This window comes from Mariniflexile fucanivorans, assembly GCF_004341235.1.
Classification (GTDB): domain Bacteria; phylum Bacteroidota; class Bacteroidia; order Flavobacteriales; family Flavobacteriaceae; genus Mariniflexile; species Mariniflexile fucanivorans.
Genome location: NZ_SLUP01000007.1, coordinates 1 through 20,801, shown reverse-complemented (window position 1 = coordinate 20,801; position 20,801 = coordinate 1). Strand labels below are relative to the sequence as shown.

General features: G+C 35.6%; 17 protein-coding genes and 1 pseudogene. 6 read left to right on the top strand and 12 right to left on the bottom strand.

The window, feature by feature from the left end; genetic code table 11:
* Positions 1–38: 38 nt before the first annotated feature.
* Complete coding sequence (locus EV196_RS13975; RefSeq protein WP_132218400.1) at positions 39–1,346, bottom strand: polysaccharide deacetylase family protein; 1,308 nt, start codon at positions 1,344–1,346, stop codon at positions 39–41.
* 101 nt (positions 1,347–1,447) lie between these two features.
* Positions 1,448–2,146, bottom strand: coding sequence for a RadC family protein (gene radC, locus EV196_RS13970; RefSeq protein WP_132218399.1), 699 nt, complete (start codon positions 2,144–2,146; stop codon positions 1,448–1,450).
* A gap of 64 nt (positions 2,147–2,210) precedes the next feature.
* Here radC and EV196_RS13965 point away from each other — a divergent pair, with 64 nt between their 5' ends.
* From EV196_RS13965 to EV196_RS13955, 3 genes are read left to right on the top strand one after another with little or no spacing between them, the layout of a single operon-like run.
* A complete protein-coding gene (locus EV196_RS13965; protein WP_132218398.1) occupies positions 2,211–2,804 on the top strand; it encodes an FMN-binding negative transcriptional regulator in 594 nt (197 codons plus the stop codon).
* Between the two features lie 21 nt (positions 2,805–2,825).
* Entirely contained in the window at positions 2,826–3,689 is an 864-nt protein-coding gene (locus EV196_RS13960; protein WP_132218397.1) for an alpha/beta hydrolase, read from the top strand.
* Positions 3,690–3,713: 24 nt separating this feature from the next.
* Entirely contained in the window at positions 3,714–4,601 is an 888-nt protein-coding gene (locus tag EV196_RS13955) for a dienelactone hydrolase family protein (protein WP_132218396.1), read from the top strand.
* A gap of 425 nt (positions 4,602–5,026) precedes the next feature.
* On the opposite strand, the pseudogene EV196_RS13950 reads toward EV196_RS13955, so the two are convergent.
* Both EV196_RS13950 and EV196_RS13945 read right to left on the bottom strand, forming a co-directional pair.
* A pseudogene (locus tag EV196_RS13950) lies at positions 5,027–5,898 on the bottom strand (IS982 family transposase); the annotation flags it as partial.
* Positions 5,899–6,070: 172 nt separating this feature from the next.
* Positions 6,071–6,370 carry a GIY-YIG nuclease family protein gene (locus EV196_RS13945; protein ID WP_132218395.1) on the bottom strand — a complete coding sequence of 100 codons (300 nt, stop codon included), beginning with the start codon at positions 6,368–6,370 and terminating at the stop codon, positions 6,071–6,073.
* Positions 6,371–6,813: 443 nt separating this feature from the next.
* Here EV196_RS13945 and meaB point away from each other — a divergent pair, with 443 nt between their 5' ends.
* Together meaB and EV196_RS13935 are read left to right on the top strand one after the other, a co-directional pair.
* The gene (gene meaB, locus EV196_RS13940) at positions 6,814–7,818 is read left to right on the top strand and encodes a methylmalonyl Co-A mutase-associated GTPase MeaB (RefSeq protein ID WP_132218394.1); all 1,005 of its coding nucleotides are present in this window, start codon (positions 6,814–6,816) and stop codon (positions 7,816–7,818) included.
* 36 nt (positions 7,819–7,854) lie between these two features.
* Positions 7,855–8,607 carry an acyl-[acyl-carrier-protein] thioesterase gene (locus EV196_RS13935; RefSeq protein ID WP_132218393.1) on the top strand — a complete coding sequence of 251 codons (753 nt, stop codon included), beginning with the start codon at positions 7,855–7,857 and terminating at the stop codon, positions 8,605–8,607.
* Positions 8,608–9,050: 443 nt separating this feature from the next.
* On the opposite strand, the gene scpA is transcribed toward EV196_RS13935, so the two are convergent.
* The 8 genes from scpA to mce form a co-directional block, all read right to left on the bottom strand.
* Positions 9,051–11,183 carry a methylmalonyl-CoA mutase gene (gene scpA / locus EV196_RS13930; RefSeq protein ID WP_132218392.1) on the bottom strand — a complete coding sequence of 711 codons (2,133 nt, stop codon included), beginning with the start codon at positions 11,181–11,183 and terminating at the stop codon, positions 9,051–9,053.
* Between the two features lie 4 nt (positions 11,184–11,187).
* Positions 11,188–12,975, bottom strand: coding sequence for a methylmalonyl-CoA mutase family protein (locus tag EV196_RS13925; protein WP_132218391.1), 1,788 nt, complete (start codon positions 12,973–12,975; stop codon positions 11,188–11,190).
* A gap of 29 nt (positions 12,976–13,004) precedes the next feature.
* Positions 13,005–14,291, bottom strand: coding sequence for an acetyl-CoA hydrolase/transferase family protein (locus tag EV196_RS13920; protein WP_132218390.1), 1,287 nt, complete (start codon positions 14,289–14,291; stop codon positions 13,005–13,007).
* A gap of 47 nt (positions 14,292–14,338) precedes the next feature.
* Positions 14,339–15,658 carry a sodium ion-translocating decarboxylase subunit beta gene (locus tag EV196_RS13915; RefSeq protein ID WP_132218389.1) on the bottom strand — a complete coding sequence of 440 codons (1,320 nt, stop codon included), beginning with the start codon at positions 15,656–15,658 and terminating at the stop codon, positions 14,339–14,341.
* 89 nt (positions 15,659–15,747) lie between these two features.
* A complete protein-coding gene (locus EV196_RS13910) occupies positions 15,748–16,167 on the bottom strand; it encodes a biotin/lipoyl-containing protein (protein WP_132218388.1) in 420 nt (139 codons plus the stop codon).
* Between the two features lie 36 nt (positions 16,168–16,203).
* Complete coding sequence (locus tag EV196_RS13905) at positions 16,204–16,566, bottom strand: OadG family transporter subunit (RefSeq protein WP_132218387.1); 363 nt, start codon at positions 16,564–16,566, stop codon at positions 16,204–16,206.
* The gene (locus tag EV196_RS13900; protein WP_132218386.1) at positions 16,566–18,125 is read right to left on the bottom strand and encodes an acyl-CoA carboxylase subunit beta; all 1,560 of its coding nucleotides are present in this window, start codon (positions 18,123–18,125) and stop codon (positions 16,566–16,568) included. The genes EV196_RS13905 and EV196_RS13900 overlap by 1 nt, the downstream gene beginning before the upstream one ends.
* Positions 18,126–18,158: 33 nt before the next feature.
* A complete protein-coding gene (gene mce, locus EV196_RS13895) occupies positions 18,159–18,563 on the bottom strand; it encodes a methylmalonyl-CoA epimerase (protein WP_132218385.1) in 405 nt (134 codons plus the stop codon).
* A 409-nt stretch (positions 18,564–18,972) separates the two neighbouring features.
* Between mce and EV196_RS13890 the strand changes: the two genes are divergently transcribed.
* Positions 18,973–20,801, top strand: a 1,829-nt coding sequence (locus EV196_RS13890) for a hypothetical protein (RefSeq protein ID WP_132218384.1), incomplete at its 3' end; no start/stop codon positions are given.

The window sequence follows — 20,801 nt, the reverse complement described above, 5'->3', positions numbered from 1 at the left end:
CCGTTTGCTGTTAATAATCACGTTAAATAATCAGCTTTTTACATGCTCTTTTCATGTCCTGATTCTAAAATAATATTAAATAATTCCTTAAAGCCTTTCCAGCGCTCGATATCACTAAATGTATAGTTATGAAACACGGGAATAAATTCGCCATTTACTTGCTTTACTTCGCTAATAACTTCGTTTAAAGTTTTTATTTTATCTAGCAACGAATGATGTTTTAACAACACATAATCCATGATATGATACGAATGGATTTTTAGTGGTGTTTGAATTTCATAATCTAAATCGTAAAAGAAAAAAGGGGTGCAAGACCCTGCACGAAAGCCTATTTGGTTTACATAACCCATGGTGTAATCTTCTAAAACCTCTAATTCTATTAAGTTTCTGTACGATTCTGGCAGGTTTAATTTTGAAAACGATTGGCGTGATGCTTTTAATGTGGTATTGATAATATCTTCCATTTTAAGCTTTTCTTTTTTCAAAATAGAAAAATTATCAAGTGCGAAAAAGGAAGTTTTTAAACCTACTTCACAATAATCGGCCACATGTTTTATAAGTGACACAAATTTACGTTTATTAGGGTTGATACTTTTATCATACGTAGAAAAATCGCCTATTAAAAAGAAAAACAAAAACTTAAATTTACTTTGCTTTTGTTTATTAATTATATATTTAAAGGTATCGTACGGGTCGTGTTTCAACCCGAAAATAACGATAAATCTATTGTAAAAACTTTTAAATTCAAATTTAAATAAGTCTTTTAAGCTACCTCCAAAACTTCGCATGACGCCTTTCAATTTAAAATGATAGGGACTTGGTACATCGATTATTGGTTTTACGCTATAAGTTCTTTCGGGAAACTCAAAGTCTGGGAATTGTGTTTTTAAGGCATCCCTAAATTTATAGGCCCAAATATCTACAACAGGCTGATGTAAAAAATTATGTTTAAACGCAATGCTTTCGGTTGCTAGAAAGCGTCCAAAATCATCTTTTACATGGGGTAAATACTCTTCATATCTTGAAAGCAAATAAAATGATGCTGCAAAAATATCGAAAGGAATGGCACTTTTTTCACCATTAAAAAAGAAGCATTTGGTCTGTTTCCAAGGTTGTACATTTATTTCGATATCATTTAAACCTTGGTCATATAAAATTTCATGACTCTTAATAAAAAATTCGTTGCTAAGTTGCTGTTTTGTATAAGATATTTTTAAGCTATCGTGCGCAATAAATTCTTCAACCTTCGTGGTAAAAGAAACCTCAAAACCTAAAACGCGTGTACAAACATGCTTAAATACGTACTTTAATCGGGGTGTGATATTATGTGTGTAAACTAAAAGCATCTAAAATATAAATTCCAATATTAAAATTCCAAAATCCAAAAAAAACTATTAATTAAAATCCATAACTATTGGAATTTTGTTTTGTTTTTTTGTGATTTGCCTTATAAGAGGTTTTCATCGGCAAAACTAAAGTATGCATTTTCGGTTATAATTAGGTGATCTAACACTTTTATATCTAAACTTTCTGCTGCAATTTTTAATTTGTTGGTTATTTGCTTATCTGCTTCACTCGGTATTAAGGTGCCAGATGGGTGGTTATGCGCTAAAATAAGTCCGGTAGCTCCAACTTCTAAGGCATTTTTAAGAACCAAACGCACATCTACCAAAGTACCCGTAATACCTCCTTTGCTTAATTGATTTTTTTGTATGACCTTATTGGAATTATTTAAATAAACAATCCAAAATTCTTCATGTTGCAATTCGCCAATTATAGGTTGCATCAACTCGAAAACCGATTTGCTAGAGGTTATTTTCTTCCTATCTAAAGCCTCCTCGCCACGTCGTCGTCGTCCCAACTCCAAAGCTGCTGCAATGGTAATGGCTTTTGCTTCACCAATCCCTTTAAATTCCATGAGTTGTTTAATGGAAAGCTTCCCGAGTTCACTTAAATTATTATTGACGCTTGCTAAAATACGCTTGCATAAATCTACCGCACTTTCATCCCTGTTGCCCGAACCAATTAAAATAGCCACCAACTCTGCATCGCTTAATGTCGCTTTGCCTTTATAGAGTAATTTCTCCCTGGGTTGGTCATCTTGACTCCAATTTTTTATTGAAAATGAGGCTTTTTTTTCTTGCATAAAGTAAATATAAATATTGTAATTTTAAAAACCGTAATTCGTAAATCTAAAATTGTAAATTCAATTGAATTATCCACCAAAAATACATCAAGACAACGACATTAATCATATGATTGAGGTTATTAAAACCTACCCGTTAGCCACCATAATTTCGATTAAAGATAATGAGCCTTTTATTACGCATTTACCTTTAATTTATAATGAATACGGCAAATTAATAGGACATATTGATAAGCAAAATCCTCAGGCTGCTTTATTAAAAAACAAAAAACCTATAACTGTTTTATTTTCAGGTCCACAGTGTTATATATCGCCTAGTATTTATACCACTACGCAGCTACCAACTTGGAATTACATTAAAGTACACCTAAAAGGCACGGTTAATGCTATAGAAAGTAAAGATGCTTTAAAAGAATCTATTATTACTATGACCGAATTTTTAGAAGCGCCAGGCCATAAATACGTTTTAGAACCCGACAACCAACGCATGCTATGTGCTTTAGATTATATTGACATGTTTGAAATAACCATTGATACTTGGGAAGGTAAATTCAAACTTTCAAAAGACAAAAAACCTCAAGATGTTGAAAATGCCCGAGCCGAATTAATACGTGCCAACCAAGAAAATATTGCCCGTTTTTTAAATAACGTATTTTAACTTTTATAGCTACCCATTTTTATGAAGTATTGCATGTTTATCATGGCTTTTTTTAGCTATATACAATTATTATTCCCTCAAGAAAAAGATTATACTTCTGTTGAGTACCCTGAAGACTATATTTCAAAAATTAATGTGCTTTACACCCAAGAAGATAATTGGAAAGGCTACATGGATATATTTATCAATCCCAACGCCACCAACCCAACACCAGTAGTGATTAATATACATGGAGGTGGTTGGAAAAATGGACAGAAAGAATCGCAAACTGGACTTGAAACTTTTTTTAGTCGTGGATATGCAGTTGCTAATGTAAGCTACCGCTTAGTAGATGTTGCCCCTGCCCCCGCAGCTATTCAAGACGTAAGGTGCGCCTTGTTATATATTTATAAAAACGCCAAGTCTTTAAATATAGATCCTTCAAAAATCATTCTTTTGGGTGGTTCTGCTGGAGGGCATTTAGCGCTTATGGCAGGTTTATTGGGTGATAATAATAGTTTTGACAGTAATTGCCCAAACTCCGAGCACATTAAAGTAGCGGCGATTATTGACAAATATGGCGTAACCGATTTAACACCACTTGCCTATAGAAATTCTCCAAGAGATTGGCTCGGACTTAATAATACCGATGCCGAATTTGTAAAAAAAGTGTCGCCTATAAATTATGTGTCTAAAAACAGTCCGCCCATTTTTATAGCGCATGGCGATGCAGACCCTATTGTACCTTACAAACAATCGGTTATACTATATAAAAGGCTGAAAGCCCATAAGGTTAAAACGAGGCTTTTAACTCTTAAAAAGGGCAAACATGGAAACTTCACAAAAAAACAAAACATACTTTTAAGTAAAAGTATTTGGAAATTTTTGAATAACTTAGGGCTATAATACTGAAAATTAAAACATATAAAGATGAAAAAGCTCACCAAAGAGGATATCAACCAAGAAGTTTTTGATTTGTATGATTATTACGTTCATAACAAAATAGATAGACGCCAATTTGTTGAAAAACTATCTATATATGCCGTTGGAGGTATTACGGTAGGCTCTTTATTAAGTTTTATAACCCCAGATTACATCAATACCCTTTTAGTAAAACCAGATGATGCGCGCTTAGATTCCAAATATATCACCTACGAATCGCCTAAAGGTGGTGGCACCATAAAAGGGTTATTATCTATGCCCGATAATACCACGAAAAAATTACCAGGTGTTATTGTTGTACACGAAAACCGAGGCTTAAACCCTTATATTGAAGATGTAGGCAGACGCACCGCTATTGAAAATTTTATATCCTTAGCACCTGATGCTTTATCACCTTTAGGGGGCTACCCCGGAAATGATGACGATGGACGAGAGCTTCAGAAAAAACGTGATAAAAATGACATGCTTGAAGATTTTATTGCCGCTTTCCACTACCTAAGCGCCCACCCCAATTGCGATGGCAATATAGGTGTTGTTGGTTTTTGTTTTGGTGGGTGGATTTCCAATATGATGGCTGTAAAAGTTCCAACCTTAAAAGCAGCTGTTCCTTTTTATGGTGGACAACCCACAGCCGAAGAAGCGGCTCAAATAAAAACACCTTTGCAGTTACATTATGCCAGTTTAGATACCCGTGTAAATGAAGGTTGGCCAGCTTACCAAGATGCTTTAAAAGAAAACAACATAGAATACACTGCACATTTTTACCCCGATGCAAACCATGGCTTTCACAACAATACCACACCACGGTATGATGAAAAAGCAGCGACTTTGGCTTGGGAAAGAACGATTGCTTTTTTCAAGGAGAAGTTGAAGTAACCCTAAAAAAGAATTGACTTAATACAACCCACTTTATTACATCTTTACAGTTACCACAACATGTAGCTAATCATTTAAAATAATCGATAAACGGCATTATGAATAGCTCGTTTTATCGAAACACATACCTATTTTTAGTAAAACACCGACGACATGCACAACATTCATGTATTTCATCGGTGTTTTTTATATAATTCAAAATGCATTCTCCCACACTTCTTCGAGGGTTCTTCGGGAATCCTTCGTAAAATAAGGCTTTTTACGAAGAATCCTCGAAGGAATGTCGAAGGTGACTCGAAGGAGACCTCTAAAAACTATTTTAAATTATCGATTAATGGTAATCGTAGGGTTGAAAACATTTGGGTTTTTGTAAGAACCTGAGTTCGATTTAAAGATTTAATAAAAAAGAGCCAATTGCGCTGTGTTTTCTGTTTCAAATTTATGCTTGGCTTCCTTTCTTGAAAAGAATAGGCAATAAGACTGGCGACTAAATTGGTAATGAAATTACCAAAACTTCTATGTCGAGAATGTTCAGCTTGAGCAATGTTTTTTAATTGGTCATTTATGGTTTCTATAAGCGAGCGTTTTCTGAGCAATATTTTATCTCTCATGGTCATCATTACATTTTTCATGTTGTTTTTGATACAGGTTGCCAGATGAAGTCCTTGGTCAAATAACAAACTGGAAAGCTCTTTGGATATGTACCCTTTATCAGCATATAAGCTTCCGAATATTTTCTTCAAAAAGTTATCTTCTTTCAAAGGTGCCCTGTCATCTACATTGGCTTGGGTTATAATAAAATCAAGCAGTTCGCCTTTGTCGTTCACAATGATGTGGAGCTTAAAACCATAGAACCACCCCATGGTAGTACCTACAGTAGCTATATCTTTAAACACTTTGTTTTGTGCTATACGTTTGTTTTTACAGGCACGTATCGGGGTCGTGTCTATAAAAGATATTCCAGTACATTGCCCCAAACAACAGGTCTTCATGTACAGGGTCAACGGTAGTATGTTGGATTGCATGAGCTCAACAAACGATTGTATGAAACCGTGTTGGGGAATTCTTGCGCGAGGTGCTTTTGGACATAGCCAATATAAAAGTGTTTAAAGGTTCTTACTCCACTTAAATGGAACAGAACGGTAATGGTAACAATCTCACTGGTGGACATGGTAAATTTACGTTTTCCGGTCTTTTTCCCTGTGGAAAGCTGTCGTTTTTGAACTGCAGGTTCAAAAACAAGGCAAAAATCACCGATAGAACAGAATATTTCAGTAACTTTATCTTTAGAAATCATAGCAGAATATTTTACAATATATTGGAATTCAGTACTTTAATACACTAAATATTCTACTTTTTCTATGTTAAAAAATCGATTTCTTAGGTCGAACTCAGGTTTGAAACATTTTAGTACGTTTCATGAGATTGCTTCGTGCCTCGCAATGACGGGAAAAACAATAACGGACTTATTAATCAAAATAGAACAACCAACCGTCCGATAAATCACTCCAATTAGGATTCTCTAAATTTATTAGTGCTTCCTTACGTTTTCTGTTCCCAGATTTCAATTGTTTTTCCCTAGAAATAGCTTGATTAATATCTTCAAATTCTTCAAAATAAACAAGAATATCACAATTGTATTTTTGAGTAAATCCTTTATATGATTTTGTTTTGTGTTGGTAAACCCGTTTTAACAAATTACTTGTAACTCCTATATAAATAACCGTCTTATTTTTGTTTGTTAAAAAGTACACATATGATTTTTTCATGCTCTAATATAATATTTTTCGTCATTACGAGGGATGCACGACCGAAGTAATCTGTTGGTTGTTTACCTTGAAAACACTTTTTAGTACGTTTCATGAGATTGCTTCGTGCCTCGCAATGACGGGAACATCATACATTTCGTCATTACGAGGGAGGCACGACCGAAGTAATCTGTTGGTTGTTTACCTTAACACACTTTAGTACGTTTGATGAGATTGCCTCGTGCCTCGCAATGACGTAAGCGAGAATGAGATTGCTTCGTGCCTCGCTGGAATTATAACGTGAGTTCACCTTTACAACCATGTATTTTTATAGAAATCAGGATCATACTTAAATTAGGTTCATTTTAATTGAAATCCCATGAATTTTAACAAAAAACACCCCAATACACGTGGCAAATTTTCACATTATCAGTATCTTTATAGCTTTAATTTTCCACTATTAAATGACTAATTACAAACGAAAAAACAGACTCACCGCCCAAGCCTATATTGATGGTGTTTTACGTGGCGACCGCGTTATTCTATCCCGAGCCATCACCATAATAGAAAGCAATTTAGAAAGCGACAAACTTTTAGCCAAAGATATTATTCAAGCCATTTTACCAGCTTCTGGAAACTCCATACGTATTGGAATTACAGGCGTACCTGGGGTTGGAAAAAGTACTTTTATTGAAGCCTTTGGCAAGCACCTCATTACAAAAGGGCATAAAGTTGCCATACTATCCATAGACCCCAGTAGTCAACGTTCCAAAGGAAGTATTTTGGGAGATAAAACCCGCATGGAAGAACTTAGCAATTTAGAAAATGCGTATATACGTCCATCAGCTTCTGGTGACACCCTTGGTGGTGTTGCCAACAAAACGGCAGAAAGCATGTTGCTTTGTGAAGCTGGCGGTTACGATGTTATTTTAATTGAAACTGTTGGTGTAGGGCAATCTGAAACTGCGGTTCATGGTATGACCGATTTTTTCTTACTGCTTATGTTGGCAGGTGCCGGCGATGAATTGCAAGGCATTAAAAAAGGCATCATGGAAATGGCAGATATGGTGGTTATTAATAAAGCGGATGGCGACAATGTACGCATGAGCGAAATGGCACGTTTACAATACCAAAATGCACTGCATATTTTTCCGCAATCGGAATCTGGTTGGGAACCTGTTGTTACCAAAGCCTCTTCAACAAAAAATATAGGTATCGATACCGTTTGGGAGGAAATTTCAAAATACAAACAATTAGTTACAGACAACGGTTATTTCGATAAAAACAGAAATTACCAGAAAATACGTTGGATGTACGATAATATTAATGAAGAACTTAAACACATGTTTTATGGTTCTAAAGACATTTCTAGCCAACTTTCTGTTCTTGAAAAAGATATTATTTCAGATGAAATATCGCCCGTAAAAGCGGCTCAACAAATAATTGAAAAGTTTAAGGCATCGTTTTAAACTATGAATGATTCAAACCTTTGAAAAAAATTAAAAATGATATTTGAACATTATTTTGATAAAGAATTTGAATTACGATATTTTGAAATGAATCCAATGGGGCTGGCAACGCCTACAATCATGTTAGGTTTGCTGGAAGAAACTGCCGCAGACCATTGTTATTCCATAAATCATTGTTTATTTACTTTAGCAGAAAAAAATGTAGGTTGGGTATTGGTTTCTGGCGTTTTACAAATGGACCGTTACCCCAGTTATAAAGAAAAAATCACGATTAGAACTTGGTTATCAAGTTACTCGTCTATTAAAGGCTATAGAGAGAACATTATTTTTGATGAAAAGCAAAACATAATAGGCAGAGCCAAAGGTTTATGGGTATTTTTCGATATTGAAAAAAGAAGGCCCATACCTATTTTTGATGAAATTAAAGAAAAATGGTCTTATTTTAGTGAAGCATCCATTGATAGAAACATCAAGAAAAAAATAGATTCTGTAGACGTTCCAGACTATACAAAACAATTTATTGTTAATAGGTTTGATACCGACATGAATAAACATGTGAACAACATCAGGTACCTACAATGGGTTATTGAATCTATCCCCGAAGACATTGTAGATAATTACTTTTTACATAAAATTGATGGCCGTTTTATAGCCGAAGCGCAGTATGGCGACACGGTTTTATCTCTAACAAAACAACTAGCTACAGATAACTCTTTTGTGCATACCATAAAAATTGAAGGTAGCCATAGAGTTTGTGCTACTGCCACGACTTTATGGAAGAAATATTGAAAGCAAAACGTTTCTGTAAGATTGAATAGTTTATTTGATCGGTATTCAATAAAGTCTTCGACAAGCTCAGACTGACATTTTAGCTTTTAATTGGCTGAAAAAATTGCATCGTAAAACGATTTCATAGGGTTTTTACCCGAAAAAAGCTTCCAATATTTTGATAAATTATTGATTTTATTGTTTTTATAAAAGCCTCAAAATTTACTTGACTTGTTTTTTTTCTCGCAAAGACTCAAAGTCGCAAAGAACATAACCAACTTTACGACTTTGTAACTTTGCAAGCGAGTAAATTATAATTCTTTAATACAATAAAATTTAATAGGACGATAATGATTTCATAGAATAAATTTCGAATTTCCCTCAACGGATTATTATTTAAAACAAAAAACCCACTCTATGTTTTGAAACATAAGTGGGTTTTTTAAGTCGAACGTATTATGCTATTAATCCTGTTCTAAATATTTTTCCATAATGGAAATCGCTGCTTTAGAAATTACAGTTCCTGGTCCAAAAATGGCAGCAACTTTACGATCTAACAAATATTGATAATCTTGCTCTGGTATCACACCACCTGCAAACACCATAATATCTGGTCTTCCTAATTTTTCTAATTCACCAATTAATTGAGGAATTAAGGTTTTATGACCAGCCGCTAAACTAGAAGCTCCAACAAAATGCACATCATTTTCAATAGCTTGTTTTGCAACTTCTTCAGGAGTTTGGAATAAAGGCCCCATATCCACATCAAAACCTAAATCGGCAAAACTAGAAGCTACCACTTTAGCACCTCTATCATGCCCATCTTGTCCCATTTTAGCAACCATCACACGCGGACGACGTCCTTCAATTTCAGCAAAATTATCAGCAATTTTTTGTGCTTGTGCAAATGTACTATCGTCGCTTACTTCTTTACCATATACACCGCTAATTAATTTGTTATCGGCTTTATGACGACCAAAATGAGCTTCTAAAGCATCTGAAATCTCACCTAAAGTGGCAAAATTTTCAGCAGCTTCAACAGCTAACTGTAATAAGTTTCCTTTTCCAGTTGCAGCACATTCTGATAATGCTTTTAATTTCGCATCAACAACATTCTGATCTCTGTTTGCTCTTAATTTTTTCAAACGTTCAATTTGAGATAATCTAACAACTGAATTATCAACTTCTAAAATTTGAATATTCGATTTTTCTTCGGTTCTAAATTTATTAACCCCAACTAAAATATCTTGAGCAGAATCTAAACGCGCTTGTTTTCTTGCCGAAGCTTCTTCAATACGCATTTTAGGAACACCGGTTTCAATAGCTTTTGCCATACCACCTAACTCTTCAACTTCTTCAATAAGTTTCCAAGCTTTTTTAGCTATTTCCTGAGTTAAATATTCTACATAATAAGAACCTGCCCAAGGATCGACTGATTTAGTCATTTGGGTTTCATCTTGAATGAATATTTGTGTATTACGTGCAATTCTTGCAGAGAAATCGGTTGGTAACGCTATCGCTTCATCCAATGCATTGGTATGCAAAGATTGTGTTCCTCCTAACGTAGCAGCCATTGCTTCAATACACGTACGTGCCACATTGTTAAAAGGATCTTGCTCACTTAAACTCCATCCAGATGTTTGACTATGCGTACGCAATGCCATTGATTTTGGATTTTGTGGATTGAATGATTTTATAATTTTTGCCCAAAGCATACGTGCAGCACGCATTTTTGCAATTTCCATAAAGTGATTCATTCCTACCGCCCAGAAGAACGATAAACGAGGTGCAAATTCATCAATTTTTAAACCAGATGCTAAACCTGTTCTAATGTATTCCATACCATCAGCTAAGGTATAAGCTAACTCAATATCGGCCGTTGCACCAGCTTCTTGCATGTGGTAACCACTAATAGAAATAGAGTTAAACTTAGGCATGTTTTTAGTGGTGTAATCAAAAATATCACCAATAATTTTCATAGAAGGTAATGGTGGGTAGATGTATGTATTACGCACCATAAACTCTTTTAAAATATCGTTTTGGATGGTTCCACTTAATTGGTCTAAAGAAACACCTTGTTTTTTAGCTGCTGCAATGTAAAACGCCATAATGGGTAATACAGCACCGTTCATGGTCATAGAAACAGACATTTTATCCAACGGAATTTGGTCGAATAAAATTTCCATATCTAAAATAGAATCGATTGCCACACCTGCTTTACCAACATCACCTGTTACACGAGGGTGATCGGAATCGTACCCTCTATGTGTTGCTAAATCGAATGCTACTGAAAGTCCTTTTTGACCTGCTGCTAAGTTTCTTCTGTAAAAAGCATTTGACTCTTCGGCAGTAGAAAAACCTGCATATTGTCTAATTGTCCAAGGACGCATGGCATACATTGCGGTATAAGGTCCTCTTAAAAAAGGAGGTACTCCAGCAACATAGTTTAGATGTTCTGCTTCTGAAATATCGTCCTTTGTAAAATGTTTTTTTACAGGGATGCCTTCAGGCGTATTCCAAACGTCTTGATTATTTTTATTTTCAACGGTTGGTTTAACAGCTGAATTTAATTTTATATCTGAAAAATCTGGTTGCATAGTCTTAAGAATTTAATGTTTTTTGAACTTTTTTCTGAATAGCTGAAAGTGTTACAAGAACATCTGATCTCATATTTACAACACCATCTAAACCTGCTTCAGTTAATTCGTCCATATTTTTAGGAGCACCAGCTAATAATAATACTTTATCAGTATTAATAGCTCTAAATGCTTTTATGAAGTCCATTGCTGTTTCATCGTAATCTTGATCTGAACTACAGATAACAACAACGTGAGAATTAGATTTGGCACTTTGTGTAGCAGCAACTACAGCGCTTTCAAAGCTTTCTTCTTGGTGAACGTCAAAACCACTTACTCCAATAAAATCATAAGCAAAAGCAGCTCTGGCCTTACGCATGGTTAAATTTCCGTAACTCGCTAATTGCACTATGGGACGTACGTTAGTAGCTGCAACTAATTCTTCAGTCACTCTTCGCATTGCTTCAATTTCTAAAGACGCTCTTCGTGGCGTTAACACTTTTGGATTTGCAGCATCAGCTTTAGAAAGAATACTAGGTTCTACCGTTTCCATTAAGTTAGGATATTTGTTAATACCTACCATGGCAGAACGACGTTGACTTAGGAATTTTAATTTTGTTAAACGAATTTCAGCAATTTGTTGTTGAATGGTTTCGTTTTCAAAAGCAGTATAAAAACCTCCTTCAGATTGAATTGCTTTAAATAATTCCAATGCTTTTTCAGCAATTTTAGAACTTACTTCTTCAATATAATACGAACCATCAACTGGATTTGAAACTTTCCCAAAATAAGATTCTTCTCTTAAAATAGTGGTGATGTTTCCAGCGATTCTACTAGAAAAATCTGAAGAACTCTTAAACTCTTTATCGTAAGCATCAATTAAAACACCATCTACATTACCTAAGATGGCAGACATAGCTTCAGTCGTACAACGTAATAAGTTTGTTTCTGCATCGGTAACCGATTTACTCCAAATAGACGTTTTAGCAGTTATGGTATTAGAAAAATCTGTAACACCATATTTTGCAGCCACTTCAGCTAATAAATTATTAAACGCTCTGAATTTACCAATTTCAACAAAGTACTCTAAGCCTATAGCTAATTGCACATTTAAGTTGTTGAAAATGGATTGTGCCTCAACACCCTTTTCTTTTAATTTTTCAACTAAAAAAACTAAGGAATTTAAAGTATAAGCAATCTCTTGAACTTGGTTTGCACCAGAATCTAAATATTCTGTTCCAGAAACGGTAATGGCTTTAAAGTTTGGGAAATCGGCCGTTAATTTTACTAATTCTGCAGCAACATCCACTTTACTTTCATCAAAAGAGGCTGTTGTTACATAGCTAGAAATAATTTTTGTATCAATATAACCTTTCAGGTTTTTCCCTTTTGCAAAAGCCACTAAATCTTTAGTGAAATCAATGGCATTATTATACACTTCAAAAGAAACTGTAACAGTGTTTAAATCTATTCCGTTTAGAAGTTCTGAAACAGCTACTTTATCTATTAACTGAAAAATGATTCCGTTAAGACCTTCTTCAACTGCTTTTTTTGCTGATTCGTTTCCAGATTCAGCACAACAAACTGCAACAGTTCTGTAATTCACTAATGCTTGTGAATTTTCTCCTGTGTTTTTAAGTTGGGTAATAGCATCTTCATTTGTATAAAAAGGCTGAAAATCGAGACCACTTAAATTATTCCAAACTAGTTTTTTATTAAAATCTTCGCCTTTTAAATCGGCATTTACTTTTTCAATCCATTGCTGCTTGGTTACAGGAGCAAATTCTGAAAAAAGCTTTTTATTAGTATCCATACTATTTATATTATGTTCAACTTTTATATTTAAACGGTTATACTATTTCCAAATCTCTCAAAAATAGCTTTATCTAATTCTTCTCTATGATTAGGATGTGCAATGTCTCTTAAGGCTGTTGCACGTTGTTTTAAGTTTCTTCCAAAAAGCTCTGCAATACCAAATTCGGTTGCTACAAAACGTGCATGTGCTCTGGTAGTTACTACGCCTGCACCTTGTTTTAACATTGGTGTAATTTTAGAGACGCCTTTTAATGTTTGTGAGGAAATTGCAATAATTGGTTTTCCTCCTTGAGATAAGGCTGCACCACGCATAAAGTCCATTTGTCCACCAACACCAGAGAACATTCTTGTACCAATTGAATCCGCACAAACCTGACCAGTAATATCTATTTCTATAGCAGAGTTAATGGCTGTAGCTTTTGGATTTTGACGGATAATAGACGTGTCGTTTACATAAGCGATGTCTCTCATTTCAATTTCTGGATTGTTATCCATAAAATCGTATAATCTTCTAGTACCCATAGCAAATCCTGATACAATTTTATATGGATTTGTTTTCTTTTGAGAACCGTTAACAACGCCTCTTTCAACCAAATCTACTAAACCTTCAGAAAACATTTCAGTATGAACTCCTAAATTTTTGTGGTTTGTTAAATAAGTTAAAACCGCATTTGGAATTCCACCAATACCCATTTGAAGTGTAGCACCATCATCAATAATGCCAGCAATATTTTTACCAATAGCTTTTTCTTCTTCAGATGGTTGTACAAATTTCATTTCATAAATTTCCTCAACAACTTCTACACAAGCAGAAAAGTTTCTTAAATGAACCTGAGCATCTCCAAAAGTTCTTGGCATTCTTGGGTTAATTTGAGCTATAATAGTTTTACCGTGCTCAATTCCAGATAAAACAATATCTACTGAAACTCCTAAAGAACAAAATCCATGTTGGTCTGGAGGCGACACATTAACTAAAACAACATCTAAATTCATATATCCTTGACGGAATAAACTTGGAATATCACTTAAAAAAATTGGAATATAATCTACAGTATCACCAACCATTTTTCTAACGTTTCCGCCAATAAAAAAGGCACTAGTATGAAAACTATCTCTTAGTTCAGGAGCAACATATCCACATTCTCCCTCTGTATGTAAATGACAGATTTCTACACCTTTTAATTCAGGACCGCGAGCAACCATAGCTCTTATCAAAGCTTGAGGTGTAGCTGACCCTCCTTGAATTAATACGCGATCTCCCGATTTAATCAATTTTACAGCTTCGTCTGCTGTCATTTTATTTGGTAAATTCATTTCTTTAAATTTTAAAAATTTGATTGTATTATTATTATTATTTTAATTTATCCTAAAAAACTCAATATAATACCGGCAGCAATAGCAGATCCTATAACTCCGGCAACGTTTGGCGCCATGGCGTGCATTAACAAGTAATTATGCGGGTCGGCTTTTATACCTTCGGCGTGCACTACCCTAGCACTATCTGGAACTGCTGAAACGCCTGCAGCACCAATAAGTGGGTTTAACTTATCTTCTCCTTTAAGGAAAAGATTCATGAATTTTGCAAATAGCAATCCGCCCATTGTTGCTATAACAAATGAAATGGCTCCTAATCCAAAAATCATCAACGAATCTTTAGTAATAAAAATATCTGCTTGGGTAGATGCTCCTACAGTAACACCTAACAAGATGGTTACAATATCAATTAATTTAGTACGCGCCGTATCTGCTAAACGTTCTGTTCTACCAGATTCTTTTAATAAATTCCCGAAGAACAACATCCCTAATAATGGTAAGGCACTAGGCGAAATAAAGGTTGTTAGCAATAATGCAACTACTGGAAAAATCATTTTCTCCTTTTGAGTTACTGCTCTTGGAGGTTTCATTCTTATTAAACGCTCTTTTTTAGTGGTTAATAATTTCATGATTGGTGGTTGAATAACCGGTACTAATGCCATATAAGAATAGGCTGCAATAGCAATAGGTCCTATTAGGTTTTTAACCGTAGTGCCATCGGGCAAAATATTAATCCCATTGGCTAATTTTGATGACAAGAAAATAGCAGTTGGTCCATCGGCACCTCCAATAATACCTATTGCACCAGCTTCGGGCAAACTAAATCCTAAATATAAAGCACCTAAAAATGTACCAAATACCCCAATTTGAGCTGCAGCACCTAAAAGCATCAGTTTAGGGTTCGCTATTAAAGATGAAAAGTCCGTCATCGCTCCAATACCCAAAAATATAAGCGGTGGATACACCCCTTTCACTACCCCAAAATACAAATAATTTAATACGGAACCTGTTTCATATATTCCTGTTTGGTAGCCTGCCACAAAAGGAATATTACCAAGTATGACACCGGTTCCTATAGGTATTAACAAAAGTGGTTCGTAATCAAATTTTATTCCCAGATAAATAAATACAATACCTATAAAAATCATGAGAATGTTGCCCGATTGCGCATTGGCAAAGCCTGTAAAACTATAGAATTGCTTAATACCATTAACAGCTTCAGCAAAAAAGCTTTCACTAGTTTCGTCTTCCATTTGTGCAACTGTTGTAGTTGTTTGGACGTTGGCGGAACTTGCATTCATCCCAAAAACAGGTCGGATGAAAACTAGTAGTGATAGAACTCCAAATATTAATATTACTTTCTTCATTTTTTTCATTTTAATGATTGGCAAATATTAAACGATGCGGTAATTTTGGTTAAATTCCTCGGCATCGTTTAAAATGACCTATCATTTTATTATTCTAATTCTATCATGACTTCACTTTGTAATACTTGTTGTCCAACCTTAACATTAATGGCTGTAACGGTACCTGATTTTTCTGAAGCTATACTGTTTTCCATTTTCATAGCCTCTAAAACCAATAATACATCTCCCACCTTAATGGTATCTCCAATTTTCACGTTAATGGACAAAATAATACCTGGGATTGGAGCAATAATTTTGGCTATTGAAGAACTTGGGTTTATTTTAATTGGCTCAACAGTTGCACTTGATGGCTTACGAACAAGCGTTGGTGTTTTGATTTTTTTAACCTCTTCTTTCATTTTAACAGAATAGGAGGTCCCGTTTACTTCCAATTCTATAGTATTATCTTCGTGCGAAACAATTTTAACTCCGTAACTGTTTTCGTTTATTTTGAATGAGAAATTTTTCATTGTTACCTTTCTTTATCAGATTTAAATCATTCTGAATTATAGTCTGTTTCTATAAGCACTATAAATTTTAGAACTCCAAGGAGAATACATTTTTCTAGCCTGTTTTATGGTTAAAATAGCATTCTCATGATCGTGCTGGCTGTTTAAATACATATGAATTGCCGCCGAAATGGCCGCAGCAATTTCACCAGTAAATTGATCGTTCACTTTAGGTGAAATTTCCTTTATTTTTTTATCTGGACCTTTAGTAATTATTTTATAAACATACAGCATTACAGGCATGGCAAATTTAAAAAACAAGGTTAACAGTAACAAACCACTAAAAACTATGGACAATCCCGTTATTAAAATGATGTAACCTTCAGTAATCGTATCGGTCATTAAAAAAATATGTGTCATTACAATGGAATATTTGAGTGTTTTTTAGGCGGATTCACATCCTTTTTATTTGCTAGCAACTCTAATGCTCTAATGATTCTAAAGCGTGTGTTTCTAGGTTCAATAACATCGTCAATAAAACCATATTTAGCAGCCACATATGGGTTGGCAAATTTGGTATTGTATTCGTGCTCTTTCTCTTCTATATAATGCTGTTTTTCATCAGCATCTTCAATCTTGCTAATATTGGAACCTTCTAAAACCTCAACAGCACCTTTAGCACCCATTACGGCAATTTCTGCCGTTGGCCATGCGTAATTTAAATCGCCTCGCAACTGTTTACAGCTCATCACATCATGTGCACCTCCATAAGATTTACGAAGTGTGATGGTTACCTTTGGTACAGTAGCTTCTCCATAAGCAAATAATAATTTGGCGCCGTGTAAAATAATACCACCATATTCTTGTCCAGTACCTGGCAAGAACCCTGGTACATCTACTAAAGTTACAATGGGAATATTGAAAGCATCACAAAAACGCACAAATCTGGCCGCTTTTCTAGATGATTCACTATCCAATACACCTGCATAATATTTAGGTTGATTAGCTACAATTCCAACCGAACGCCCATTAAAACGAGCAAACCCTACAACAATATTTTTCGCATAATTTCTGTGAACTTCTAAAAACTCACCATTATCTGTAATTGTTGAAATAACATCAATAATATCATAAGCTTGATTCGCATTTTCAGGGATAATGGTATTTAAAATATCATCCAACCTATCAATAGGGTCTGATGTTGAAATACTTGGTGGATCTTCCAAGTTATTTGAAGGTAAATAGCTTAATAATTTTCTAATTAAAAGCAGATTTTCTTCATCGTTTTCAGCCAAAAAGTGTGATACCCCAGATTTGGTGGAATGTATGCTCGCACCACCCAATTGTTCTGCCGTTACCACTTCACCTGTTACCGTTTGCACTACCTTGGGCCCCGTTACAAACATGTAACTGGTTTTGTCTGTCATGATAGTAAAATCTGTTAAGGCAGGTGAATATACCGCTCCCCCAGCACAAGGCCCTAAAATGGACGAAATTTGAGGAATGACACCTGATGCCATAATGTTTCTTTGGAAAATTTCGGCATAACCAGCTAACGACCTAACACCTTCTTGAATACGAGCTCCTCCACTATCATTAAGTCCAATTACAGGCGCACCAATTTTCATGGCCATATCCATGATTTTACAGATTTTTAAGGCGTAAGTTTCTGAAAGCGAACCACCAAAAACCGTAAAATCTTGAGCAAATACATAAACAATTTTTCCATCAATAGTACCATGACCCGTTACAACACCATCGGATAAATAAATTTCCTTATCCAGTCCAAATGATTTTGTTCTATGGGTAACGAACATATCAAACTCCTCAAAACTATTATCGTCCAAAAGAATGTCAATTCTTTCGCGAGCAGTCAACTTTCCTTTAGCATGCTGGGAATCAATACGTTTTTCACCACCACCTAATCTTGCTTTAACTCTTTTTTCAATGAGTTCGTTGATTTTATCTTGATTTGCCATTACTTTGATGTATTTGCTTTTCCCTTTATTTTTTTATTCTTTTGAACAAAGTTCTGTTAGCACACCTAACGTTGACTTTGGATGTAAAAAACCAATATTCAACCCTTCTGCACCTTTTCTTGATACTTTATCAATAAGCGTTACGCCTCTTTCCTCAGCTTGTTGTAAAGCTTCTGTCGCATTTTTAACCGCAAAAGCGATGTGGTGTATCCCTTGACCTTTTTTCTCAATGAATTTCCCAATAGGACCATCGGGCGATGTACTTTCAAGTAATTCAATTTTTGTATTACCTACCAAAAAAAAGGCTGTCTTCACCTTCTGATCAACAACCTCTTCAATTGAATAGCATTTCATTCCTAAAACCCCTTCATAATATTTAATAGATTCTTCAAGATTATCAACAGCTATTCCTATGTGCTCAATGTGTGTAATATTCATAATTAAAATGTTATAGTTTAATGTTTAATAAGTATCAAAATTAAAGGAAGACTCCTTTCTAAATTATGACAGAAGTCATGTATTACGGAATATTTGAAAATAACGGAAACTATAACGTTTTAGTTACTTTCTTTTTTATCCTCTTCCAAATATAAAGAAATAAAAAAACTATATTTTTAATAAACTCATATTAATTGATTGTTATCTTTTTTTTAATTCCCAATATATTTTAAATTCTTAAACCGAAATTAACTTAATGATAATCAAACAAATAAATTCATTACTGATTTATCAAATTTTGACATGAATTTTTCAATATCAAAAAACAAAATTTCATTTTTTTTAAGAAATTTGATGTTTTAATTAATATTTTGTTTAACTTTATTGAATAATAATTAAACAAAAAGACATGAAACAAATTTCCATTGTAAAGAAAATTCAAAGAACATTGGCTTCTTTGATCTTGCTGATGTTTATTAATTTATTATTCAGCAATGAATTGAATGCACAATGTACTGCAGGTGCCGGTACTTTAACAGCAGACCTAACCCCTGTTCAAATATCGGGAGGCGGCGTAACCATCAGCGCCACTCAAGCAACCGCTACTACGGTGCCTACTAATTACGAAGTGGTTTATGTTCTAACTTCTGGACCAACACTAATTATTGAACAGATTGGAGCTACTCCAGAATTCAATGTGACCGCTGCTGGCAATTATACCATACACACTCTGGTAGCTGAATTATCCGATTCCCATGACCCTAATTTTTTGGATGCAAACATGGTAGTGCCCGGAACCACCACTGGTGGCGACGTGCTAGGATTTGTAACCTCTAACGGACTGTGCGCTTCATTAGATGTAACCGGTGCGCCCATTACCGTAGAGACTTGTACTGCAGATGCCGGCACGTTAACAGCAGACTTAACCCCTGTTCAATTATCGGGAAGCGGTGTAACCATCAGCGCTACTCAAGCAACAGCTCCTACGGTGCCTGCCAACTACGAAGTAGTATATGTATTGACATCTGGACCAACATTGATTATTGAACAGATTGGAGCTACTCCAGAATTCAATGTGACCGATGCTGGCAATTACACCATACATACTCTGGTAGCTGAACTATCCGATTCCGATGACCCTAATTTTTTGGATGCAACCATCGTAGTGCCCGGAACCACCACTGGTGGGGATGTGCTAGGACTTGTAACCTCTAACGGACTCTGCGCTTCATTGGATGTAACCGGTGCGCCCATTACCGTAGAGACTTGTACTGCAGATGCCGGTACGTTAACAGCAGATTTAACCCCTGTTCAATTATCGGGAAGCCGTGTAACCATCAGCGCTACTCAAGCAACAGCTCCTACGGTGCCTGCCAACTACGAAGTGGTATATGTATTGACATCTGGACCAACATTGATTATTGAACAGATTGGGGCTACTCCAGAATTCAATGTGACCGCTGCTGGCAATTATACTATACACACTCTGGTAGCTGAACTATCCGATTCCGATGACCCTAATTTTTTGGATGCAACCATCGTAGTGCCCGGAACCACCACTGGTGGCGATGTGCTAGGACTTGTAACCTCTAACGGACTGTGCGCTTCATTGGATGTAACCGGTGCGCCCATTACCGTAGAGACTTGTACTGCAGATGCCGGCACGTTAACAGCAGACTTGACTCCTGTTCAATTATCGGGAAGCGGTGTAACCATCAGCGCTACTCAAGCAACAGCTCCTACGGTGCCTACCAACTACGAAGTAGTATATGTGCTAACTTCTGGACCAACATTGATTATTGAACAGATTGGGGCTACTCCAGAATTCAATGTGACCGCTGCTGGCAATTATACCATACATACTCTGGTAGCTGAACTATCTGATTCCGATGACCCTAACTTTTTAGATGCAACCATCGTAGTGCCCGGAACCACCACTGGTGGGGATGTGCTAGGACTTGTAACCTCTAACGGACTCTGCGCTTCATTGGATGTAACCGGTGCACCCATTACCGTAGAGACTTGTACTGCAGATGCCGGCACGTTAACAGCAGACTTAACCCCTGTTCAATTATCGGGAAGCGTTGTAACCATTAGCGCTACTCAAGCAACAGCTCCTACGGTGCCTGCCAACTACGAAGTAGTATATGTATTGACATCTGGACCAACATTGATTATTGAACAGATTGGGGCTACTCCAGAATTCAATGTGACCGATGCTGGCAATTACACCATACA

What these genes read in the sequence shown, in the direction of transcription:
- EV196_RS13975 (WP_132218400.1), bottom strand. Translation starts at nt 1,346, where the DNA reads ATGCTTTTAGTTTACACACATAATATCACACCCCGATTAAAGTACGTA.
- radC (WP_132218399.1), bottom strand. Translation starts at nt 2,146, where the DNA reads ATGCAAGAAAAAAAAGCCTCATTTTCAATAAAAAATTGGAGTCAAGAT.
- EV196_RS13960 (WP_132218397.1), top strand. Translation starts at nt 2,826, where the DNA reads ATGAAGTATTGCATGTTTATCATGGCTTTTTTTAGCTATATACAATTA.
- EV196_RS13955 (WP_132218396.1), top strand. Translation starts at nt 3,714, where the DNA reads ATGAAAAAGCTCACCAAAGAGGATATCAACCAAGAAGTTTTTGATTTG.
- EV196_RS13945 (WP_132218395.1), bottom strand. Translation starts at nt 6,370, where the DNA reads ATGAAAAAATCATATGTGTACTTTTTAACAAACAAAAATAAGACGGTT.
- meaB (WP_132218394.1), top strand. Translation starts at nt 6,814, where the DNA reads ATGACTAATTACAAACGAAAAAACAGACTCACCGCCCAAGCCTATATT.
- EV196_RS13935 (WP_132218393.1), top strand. Translation starts at nt 7,855, where the DNA reads ATGATATTTGAACATTATTTTGATAAAGAATTTGAATTACGATATTTT.
- scpA (WP_132218392.1), bottom strand. Translation starts at nt 11,183, where the DNA reads ATGCAACCAGATTTTTCAGATATAAAATTAAATTCAGCTGTTAAACCA.
- EV196_RS13925 (WP_132218391.1), bottom strand. Translation starts at nt 12,975, where the DNA reads ATGGATACTAATAAAAAGCTTTTTTCAGAATTTGCTCCTGTAACCAAG.
- EV196_RS13920 (WP_132218390.1), bottom strand. Translation starts at nt 14,291, where the DNA reads ATGAATTTACCAAATAAAATGACAGCAGACGAAGCTGTAAAATTGATT.
- EV196_RS13915 (WP_132218389.1), bottom strand. Translation starts at nt 15,658, where the DNA reads ATGAAGAAAGTAATATTAATATTTGGAGTTCTATCACTACTAGTTTTC.
- EV196_RS13910 (WP_132218388.1), bottom strand. Translation starts at nt 16,167, where the DNA reads ATGAAAAATTTCTCATTCAAAATAAACGAAAACAGTTACGGAGTTAAA.
- EV196_RS13905 (WP_132218387.1), bottom strand. Translation starts at nt 16,566, where the DNA reads ATGACACATATTTTTTTAATGACCGATACGATTACTGAAGGTTACATC.
- EV196_RS13900 (WP_132218386.1), bottom strand. Translation starts at nt 18,125, where the DNA reads ATGGCAAATCAAGATAAAATCAACGAACTCATTGAAAAAAGAGTTAAA.
- mce (WP_132218385.1), bottom strand. Translation starts at nt 18,563, where the DNA reads ATGAATATTACACACATTGAGCACATAGGAATAGCTGTTGATAATCTT.